This window comes from Campylobacter concisus, from assembly GCF_002913865.1.
Lineage (GTDB): Bacteria > Campylobacterota > Campylobacteria > Campylobacterales > Campylobacteraceae > Campylobacter_A > Campylobacter_A concisus_AM.
In genome coordinates this window covers 1-9,075 of the sequence record NZ_POYX01000062.1, presented here as the reverse complement: position 1 = coordinate 9,075, position 9,075 = coordinate 1, and the positions used below count along the sequence as shown (strand labels likewise).

Sequence of the window (9,075 nt, the reverse complement as noted above, 5' to 3'; positions counted from 1 at the left end):
AACAGGTCGATTAAGACGCTCGACTGGATCTTTACGTAGTCTGGATTAAATTCTTTTAATTTCTCAATGCCTTTTGCATTAAGATCAAAGTGGTCAAATCCAAAACCAAAGCCGAGTTCTTTTAATTTTTTAGTAAGTCTAACTATACTTTCGATACTAATATCGTCTTTGTTTGGAATTTCTATATAGTTTTTAGATTTTGAAATTTGAGCGATTTTCTTAAGCGTAGCTTCAAGTTTTGAGAAATTTTCATCCGAGCTTAATATCTCTTTTCCTAAATTTATCGCCAAGCTTCCTTGAGGCAAGATATTTTCAGGCAAAATTCTAGCGATCCTATTTAGGATATGAAGATCAAGCATCGCACCTAAATTTAGCTCATTTACCATTGGCATAAAGTATGATGCCATACGCCATTTGCCCTCGCTATCAACTAGCCTTAGATAAAGTTCATACTGCTCAAAGCTTGAGTCAAAACCAACTACTTTTTGAGCTGCAAATTTAAATTTATCCTCTTTTATAGAGTCAAAAATAAGCTCTTTATATTTCTCTTTGCCGATGACTAGGGTGTTTTGATTTGCATTAAATTCCTTGCAAGTAAAGCAGCCAGCTAGTCTTGCACTAGCCAATGTAACGTCAGCTGAAGTAAGTAGTGTCCTCATGTCAGTGCTTGGTGAATACTCAACAATAGCAGCATTGACTGGACATTCGCTATCATTTATAGAGAAATTTGCATAGAGTTTTTTAAACTCAGCCATGATCTTATCGTTTAGAGCTGAGAAATTTGATGAGTTTTTACCGTATGACATAACTATAAAATCGTTGTCATTTAACCTCGCGACGATCGCATTTTGGTCATTTTCAGCCGATTTTTCTTGTAAAATTTGAGCTATTTTTATGATGACACTTTGCCATTTTTCAAAGCCAAGAACGCCTTTTAATCCAGCTAGATCTTTAAAGCTAATAAGCGATGCAACACCACTTGAATACTCTTCACTCGCTAGATACTCGCTAAATTTAGTTTGAAAAAACCTTCTATTGTAAGTGCCGCTCATAGAGTCTTTATATAAAAGCTCTTGATACTTGCTAAGCGTAGCAGCCTCTCTTTCAAAGATGTCTTGAACCTTGCTAACCATCGAGTTCATGGCGAGCACCATCTTTTTAAGGTCAGTTGTGAATGGAATTCTCTTTTGAATGATAAATTTATTATCAAGTATCGCTTCAGCTTGATCTTGCACCTTAACAAGTGGTCTAAATATCGCCTTTAGGGCGAAAAATGCCACGATAATAGCGATGATGATCATTAAAGCTAGAAAGTTAAAAATATTTTTTGAGTTTGAGTAAAGCTCATTGTAAGCAAGTGCTGTACTACCTTGAACATAGAGTGTGCCAAATTTTGCCCAGCCAGTCATGATCTCACTTGTTGCCACTGGAGCTTCAAATTTAGCGATCTTATAAAACCACTCTGGGATATCTTTAACAATAGTTTGTTGAGAATTTTCTATAAGTACTTTACCATCGACATCTTCAAGCTTAATGAGCTTGTATCTGCCGCTATCAAACATAGAATTTATCATCGTTTGTGCCAAAGACATATCCTCAGGATCAATAATCGGCTTTAAAGCAAGTCCAAGTGAGTTTGCTGTGTGTCTTGCGTTTTCACCGAGCTGGTCGTTGATGTATCCATTTAGGCTCTTAAAATTTAAGTAGCCAACAGCCATAAAAATCACGATGCCAAAAGCTATCACAGCGATCATAATCTGTTTAAATAGCGTCATAAATCCTCTTTTCCTATCCTATCTATTAGTTCCATCCACTTAGGATTTTGTTTTTTATTTCCACCTGGTATTGCCTGACCAAGACCTTCTTGTTTTGCCAAGTATAGCGAATCACCGTTGAAACTATAAACTGGCACGAGGTCTGTTCTTTGTGTTGCGATTTTTATTTTACCATTTATGTTGTCTAAAATTAATGGAATAGACTTTGGTGTATCATAATATGCCAAAACCATATGTGCTTGGTTGTATCTTAAGGCTTTAACGTATGTGAAGTATAATTTTTGAGTTGGAATTCCAAGTTGCTTTAGAGTGAAATATTTTGCGATAACGTAGTCTTCGCAGTCACCAGCGCCTTTTCCTACAAATTCCATTCTGGTAGCCCAGTAATCTTTTTTATGCCAAAGTTGCATATCATCAACCCACCTAAAAGAGTTAAAAAAATCATTTACTTTTATTAATTTCTCTTGTTCGGTTGCATCTTGCAATGAAGTCATTAAAGAATTTAATGCCGATGCCCTTCTTCTTGCATCTTCTCCATAAATTTTAGCCACCTTTGCTATCGTTGTTTGTTTTACAAAATCCCCAACAGCATTTAATGCTAATAACGAAAAAAGGACGCTTAAAGTAAGCGTCCAAAATTTTGCTTTGACCCTCATGGTCATCACTTTTTAAATTTTTATCTTAAGTCGTTTTGAATACTGCAAGCGCCTTGAATATATCTCTTAGCAAAGCCTGGCTCAAAACTATCTGAAACCATACCCATGTTATCTAGCAATCTATATTTTGCATAAGATAGTGCAGTCTCAGTTGTAGCGATCTCTTTTAAAGCTGTGTTGTATTCGTTTTCTGCATCAAGTAGGTTGATAAGGTCGCGGCGACCAATTCTAAACTCATCTTGGTATGCATCAAGAGTAGCTTTTGAATATTCAACGTGTTGATTTAGATATCCCATTTTCTCTTGGTTAAGAACATAGTTTTGCCATGAGAATTCTAAAGACTCTTTAAGCTCTCTTACAAGGTTGTCCATAGTTTGTTGCTCTTGTTGAACAGCAAGTTGGCTCTTCTCTTTATCAAGTTTATCATTACCTTTGTTGTAAAGGTTATAGTTTAGTCTTAAAAGAGCGTCAAATGTTTGCTCTTCATAATCATCATATAAAACATTTGAGTGATCATAAGCACCTGATACAACAAGATCTAATTTAGGCAAAAATGGTGCATTTTTCTCTTTTACAACAGACTCTGCCATAGCGATGTTTGATCTTTGAACTAGAAGTGTTGGGTTGCAAAGAACAGCTTTGTCATAAACAGCCTCTTTAGTGCTTGGTAATGGCAGGTTAAACTCAGGCATTACTAGGTTTTTAGCAGCAACTTTTCTTCCATATAGTTTTTCAAATGTAGAAAGTGCATCCTCGTAATTGTTTTTAGCAGCTACATAGTTTGATTGAGCCAAAGTATAGCGTGATCCAGCTTGTCTCTCTTCAGAAGCTACGCCGTAACCTGATCTTGCTCTATCTTTGATTTGATTATAAATTTCTTCATGGCTTTTTACATTTTCTTCTTCAATGTCAAGAATTCTCTTTGTTTGAAGAACTTGCAAATAAGCATTTGCAGCGCTTAGTGTTAGTCTATCTGCAGCTTGAGCTACCGTGTAAGCAGCTGAGTCAAGTCTTGCGCTTTGAGAGTTGATTCTGTTTTTATCAGCACCACCATTATAAAGGTTTTCAACCAAAGTTAAAGATGCGCCAGATACTCTGCCATCGCCTCTTCTTGTTGTAAGACCGTCATCAAGACGTTTTCTCTCATATCCTACCCTAGCAGCTGCATCGAGTGTTGGATAGTAAGCATTTTTAGCTATTTTTAGATCTTTACCAACTTGTAAGTAGTTAAATTCTGTAGCTTTTAGGCTTGGGTTTTCATTTAAAATAGTTTTTACAACTTGATCCAAAGTCAATACGCTATCATCAGCTTGTGCTGTAGCTGCTGCTTTAGGCTCAGTTGATATAGTTTGCTCTATATTAGATTTCTTAGCTGATTGAGCATTTGCGACAGGTGACTTAGCTCTCATTAAAGCATCTTTGTAACCTGACTCATTTTGAACTTTAGCTAACAACTCATTAGCTTCATTTTCAGAAACTGGAGTTGTATCAACATATAAAAACTTTCTTCCACCAACTTCATAAACGCCAGTAGTTAGTCTGCTATCTGATATTTTGCTATTTACTTTGCTAACAGCACTATCGATTCTAGCAGCGTTATCATCTTGAGCAAATGAAGCTAGAAAAATCCTATAAGGGACATCTTGGGCAGACAGCAATGTTGCTGCGGCCAAAGCACTAATTGCTAACATCTTTTTCATAACTAGATCCTTTTACCTTTTTATTGTCAAGCTTTGGCTCGACTTTTAGTGCGAATTATACACCAAGAAATATTAAACGTATTTTAAACACTCTATGACAAAAAAATAATTTTTATATCGTCTTAGAAAATCGCCTTAAATTCTCTGGAATTTTCTTAAGATACTCATCAAAACACATTGCAATATTTCGTATTATCAGCGTTCCTGTCTCATTTACACTGATTTTATCTGTCGTAACATCGACAAATTCACTTAAATCCTTTAGCTCTTCAAGCTCATTTTTGAAATGTTCAAAGAAATTTATATGAAATTCATCCTCGACTGCCTTGATATTAAGCCCAAAATTGCTCATCAAACTCATAATAACACTTTTTCTAAGCAAATCTTCATCGCTTAGATAAATTCCCTTTGCATATGGCAACTTTCCACTATCGATCGCCTTTTCGTACTCATCCATATCTTTGTGATTTTGCGCGTAGTGTCTTTTACACTCGCCGATGCTTGTCACGCCTATGCCAATAAGATCAGCGCCGCCCTTTGTCGTATAGCCTTGGAAATTTCTATGCAAAGTGCCATTTGCCAAAGCACCAAAAAGCTCATCATTTGGCTTTGCAAAGTGATCCATTCCTATCATTTTGTAGCCATTTTTAGTTAAAAACTCAGCTGTAAATTTTAAAATTTCAAGCTTCACTTCTGGATTTGGCAGGGTTGTCTCATCAAATTTACGCATCGACTTTTTTATCCACGGCACGTGAGCGTAGTTAAATACTGCAAGCCTATCTGGATCAAGTGTAAGAGCAAGCTCAAGCGTCTTTTTAAAGCTCTCTAGACTTTGATACGGCAGGCCGTAAATTAAATCCATATTGATTGATTTTATGCCCTTTTCTCTAGCCATTTTTACGGCATTTTGAGTGATCTCATAAGGCTGAATTCGGTGAATTTCTTTTTGCACCTTTTCGTCGAAGTCTTGCACACCGTAGCTTATGCGGTTAAAACCGTGAGACACTAGTACATCAAGCTGCTCGTTTGTCAAAAATCTCGGATCTATCTCGCAGCTTATCTCAGCCTCTTTTGAGAAATTTTTAAATTTAGCTTTTATGAGTTTGATGATCTCGTCAAGTTGAACCGCATTATAAAATGTTGGTGTGCCGCCACCAAAGTGCATCTGCAAGACCTCGGTGCTTGTATCTAGGTGGCGAGCTAAAATTTCAAGCTCTTTTTCTATGTACCTTATATATCTCTCTTTGCGATCCTCTTTGCTCGTGTAGATGACGTTACAGCCACAAAAATAGCAAGCACTCCTGCAAAAAGGCAGGTGTAAATAAAGCGAAAGTGGCCTTTTTTTATCGCGGTTTTCAAGCTCTTTTATATAAGCCTCATAGCTAAATTTATCACTAAACTCCGGCGCTGTCGGATAGCTCGTATATCTTGGCCCTGGCCTTGAATACTTCACATACGCACTAAAATCAATCATCTGCCCTGCTCCTTGCCATTTGGATCATCTCTTTTATATCTACAAATAAATTTGGATGCTCTTTTTTTATATTTTTTACTAATTTTTCAAGATCTATGTTAAACTGCCTGCTCTTTTTATCGTGAGCGATCTTTTTGATCTCATCCATCGCAACCACCCAAACATCGCTAAAATCAACTGGGATATTTTGCCAGATCGTCTTTTCAAGCCTTAGGTCAAAATTCTCTTTTTGCGACTCTTTTAAGGCCTCTATCAAAGCTGAGAGTGATTGTACAGAAATGACCGTATGTAAATTTTGATTTTCATCAATGCCAAACCACGGCTCTTTCGAGTCCCAAGAGCCACTTTTTAAATTTAAGATATGCTCGTTTGGATTTTTCGTTGAAACTATCTCAAAGACCGTTTTTTCAGGGCTACTTAGCCCAAGTGTAGTGCCGATCTCATCTATCTCATCATATATATTTTTCTCTTCACTCATTTTCTTCTCTCATCTAACCAGACCATCACGCCCTTTTGTGCATGAAGTCTATTTTCCGCCTCGCTAAAAATTTCATCAGCGTGCCTCTCAAAGACCGCTTCGCTCACCTCATAGCCTCTGTAAGCTGGCAAGCAGTGCAAAAATATCGCATCTTTTTTAGCTAAGCTCATCAAATTTTCATCCACGCAGTATCCAGCAAAGTCTTTTAGCCTCTTTTCTTTCTCGGCCTCTTGTCCCATCGATACCCAAGTGTCCGTAGTCACTACATCGACACCATCTACCGCTTCTTTTATATCATTTGTGATAAAAATTTTAGCACCTGAAATTTTTGCGTTTTCGTTAGCTATTTTTAAAATTTCAGCGTCCGCCTCGTAGCCTTTTGGCGTAGCGACCCTTAGCTCAAGGCCAAGTTTGCTTGCTAGCATGAGCCACGAGTGAGTCATGTTGTTGCCGTCCCCTACGTAGGCGACCTTTTCACCTGCGCTAAATTCTAGCATAGTTAGATAGTCTGCCATGAGCTGCACTGGGTGAAATTTATCGCTTAAGCCATTTATCACTGGCACACTTGAAAATTTAGCAAATTCCTCCAGCGTCTCGTGACGATCAACCCTAAGCATCGCCATGTCACACATCCTGCTTATCACTCTAGCGGTGTCACGGATTGGCTCGCCGCGGCCTATTTGTATATCATTTTTGCTTAAAAATAGCGCATATCCGCCAAGCTCATGCATGCCCACATCAAAGCTTACCCTAGTTCTAGTTGAGCTTTTCTCAAATATCATCGCAAGCTTTTGATCTTTAAGATATGGCTTAAATTCTCTAGCTTTCGCCTCTTTTTTGATCTTGCGAGCTAAATTTATCATCTGCTCGATTTCATCTTTGCTAAAGTCATTTAGCGTCAAAAAGTGCCTCATCTTAGCCCCTTAAAATTTTAGCCGCTTCTTTTGCGTGATAGGTGATGATCAAATTTGCCCCTGCTCTTTTAAAGCCGATCAAGGTCTCCATCATAACGCGCTCATAGTCAATAATACCAGCTTTTGCGCCAGCTTTTAGCAGTGCGTACTCGCCGCTTACGTTATAGACGCAAAGTGGTAGAAGTGTTAAATTTCTTAGCTCTCTAACGATGTCAAGATAGGCAAGCGCTGGCTTTACCATCAAGATGTCTGCACCCTGCGCCTCGTCCTGCAAGCTCTCATTTATAGCTTCAAGGCGGTTTGCGCTGTCCATTTGGTAGCTCTTTCTATCGCCAAAGCTTGGTGCGCTTTGTGCCACATCGCGAAATGGTCCGTAGTAAGCTGAAGCAAATTTAGTCGAGTACGCCATCACTGGTAAATTTTCATAGCCATTGCTATCAAGCGCCTCTCTTAGTGTTGCGATGATACCATCCATCATACCGCTTGGTGCGATCATGTCGGCGCCATTTTGAGCGTGTATCAAGGCTTGTTTGGCTGAAATTTCAAGCGTTGCATCGTTGTCGATCGTGTTATGCACGTAGTCGATTATGCCGCAGTGGCCGTGGTCTGTGTATTCGCAAAAGCAAAGATCGGTGATGACAAATAAATTTGGGAATTTATCTTTTATGGCTCGAAGCGTCGTTGCGATGATGCCGTCATTACTTAGTGCGTCGCTGCCAACGCTATCTTTTAGGCTTGGTATGCCAAATAAAATGATCGATTTTATGCCTAAATTTACTATCTCTTCACACTCTTTTAAAATTTCATCGATACTCATTTGATAGACGCCTGGCATCGAAGCGATCTCGTTTTTAACGCCTTTGCCCTCGACTACAAAGAGCGGATAGATGAAGTCATTTACGCTAAGGCTAGTCTCTCTTACCATGTCTCTTAAAGCTGGATTTATTCTTAATCTTCTAAAACGTTTAAACATATTTTTGCCTTTTCTTTGTTAAAATGCGTGATTTTTAGCTAGTTTAGCACAGTTGGAGTAAATTTAAAATGAAAATAGAAATTTCAAACGCCGCAAATCTACCCTCAAGATTTGGTACTTATAAGGTTCAAGCCTTCAAAGAAGGGACAAAAGAGCACCTTGCGATCTATAAAGAGCCTTTGAGCGAAGTGGTAAATCTTAGAATTCACTCTGAGTGCCTAACTGGCGATGCGATCGGAAGCCTAAAGTGCGACTGTCGCGATCAGCTTGAAGCGAGCCTAAAATATATCGAAGAAAATGGTGGCATGGTCATCTACCTGCGTCAAGAGGGCAGAAATATCGGGCTTTTAAACAAGATAAACGCTTACAGCCTGCAAGACAAGGGCTTTGATACGATAGAAGCCAACCGCCAGCTAGGTTTTAAGGCTGATGAGAGGACTTATGAAGTGGTTGATTTTATCCTAAATCACTACGGCATAAAAGAGGTAAATTTACTCACAAATAACCCTTTAAAACTTCACGGACTAAGCTCAGTAAAGATCGTAAAACGTGTGCCTATCGTCATAAAACCAAATAAATTTAACGAAGACTACTTAAAGGTCAAAAAAGAGCAAATGGGGCACATCTTGTGATGAAAAATGAACTCTGTTTGCCAGCTGAATTTAGCGAAAAAGTAAAGGCTTACGCTCAAATTTTTGCTAAATTTAACAAAGTTCATAGCTTAAGCAACTATAAAGATATAAGCGGGCAGGTGCTTGATAGCATAAAGCCGCTTGAGATTTTTGACCTAAGTGCCAAAACGGCGATCGATGTTGGTAGTGGAGCTGGCTTTCCAGCGATATTTTTAGCGCTTGCGATGCCTCAAACGAAGTGGCACCTTTTTGAGCCTATAGCCAAAAAGTCATCATTTCTAAGCTACGCTAAGATCGAGCTTGGCTTGCAAAATTTAGAAGTTCATAGCCAAAAGATCGAGCTTGCAGATAAATTTATGGCTGATCTCATCACTTCAAGGGCGATTAGCAAGACAAAAGCCGCTAAGACCAAAAATAATAGCCCTGAAACGCCAAACCTCTAACCATTTGCGTATGAGTGAAGTCCGCTACGG

The 9,075-nt window shown here is 38.5% G+C and carries 9 protein-coding genes; 2 read left to right on the top strand and 7 right to left on the bottom strand.

Annotated features, from left to right (window positions below; genetic code table 11):
- From CYP77_RS04105 to hemB, 7 genes are all read right to left on the bottom strand, one after another.
- Positions 1-1,775 (bottom strand): bifunctional diguanylate cyclase/phosphodiesterase (locus tag CYP77_RS04105; RefSeq protein WP_103599695.1); only part of this gene is annotated, 1,775 nt, incomplete at its 3' end.
- Positions 1,772-2,431 carry a transglutaminase-like cysteine peptidase gene (locus CYP77_RS04100; RefSeq protein ID WP_103567736.1) on the bottom strand — a complete coding sequence of 220 codons (660 nt, stop codon included), beginning with the start codon at positions 2,429-2,431 and terminating at the stop codon, positions 1,772-1,774. The genes CYP77_RS04100 and CYP77_RS04105, both read right to left, overlap by 4 nt.
- Positions 2,432-2,451: 20 nt before the next feature.
- Positions 2,452-4,131 (bottom strand): TolC family protein, encoded by a 1,680-nt coding sequence (locus CYP77_RS04095; RefSeq protein WP_103567735.1) that lies wholly within the window; start codon positions 4,129-4,131, stop codon positions 2,452-2,454.
- Positions 4,132-4,243: 112 nt separating this feature from the next.
- Positions 4,244-5,605, bottom strand: coding sequence for an oxygen-independent coproporphyrinogen III oxidase (gene hemN / locus CYP77_RS04090; RefSeq protein WP_103567734.1), 1,362 nt, complete (start codon positions 5,603-5,605; stop codon positions 4,244-4,246).
- The gene (locus CYP77_RS04085; RefSeq protein ID WP_103567733.1) at positions 5,598-6,083 is read right to left on the bottom strand and encodes a DUF2603 domain-containing protein; all 486 of its coding nucleotides are present in this window, start codon (positions 6,081-6,083) and stop codon (positions 5,598-5,600) included. The genes hemN and CYP77_RS04085 overlap by 8 nt, the downstream gene beginning before the upstream one ends.
- Entirely contained in the window at positions 6,080-6,997 is a 918-nt protein-coding gene (gene argF / locus CYP77_RS04080) for an ornithine carbamoyltransferase (protein ID WP_103567732.1), read from the bottom strand. Before argF ends, CYP77_RS04085 begins: the two co-directional genes overlap by 4 nt.
- A gap of 1 nt (position 6,998) precedes the next feature.
- Complete coding sequence (hemB, locus tag CYP77_RS04075) at positions 6,999-7,970, bottom strand: porphobilinogen synthase (RefSeq protein ID WP_103567731.1); 972 nt, start codon at positions 7,968-7,970, stop codon at positions 6,999-7,001.
- Positions 7,971-8,038: 68 nt separating this feature from the next.
- On the opposite strand from hemB, the gene ribA reads away from it, so the two are divergent.
- Both ribA and rsmG read left to right on the top strand, forming a co-directional pair.
- Entirely contained in the window at positions 8,039-8,602 is a 564-nt protein-coding gene (ribA, locus tag CYP77_RS04070; RefSeq protein WP_103567730.1) for a GTP cyclohydrolase II, read from the top strand.
- A complete protein-coding gene (gene rsmG, locus CYP77_RS04065; protein ID WP_258033424.1) occupies positions 8,602-9,045 on the top strand; it encodes a 16S rRNA (guanine(527)-N(7))-methyltransferase RsmG in 444 nt (147 codons plus the stop codon). The genes ribA and rsmG overlap by 1 nt, the downstream gene beginning before the upstream one ends.
- Positions 9,046-9,075: the final 30 nt, after the last annotated feature.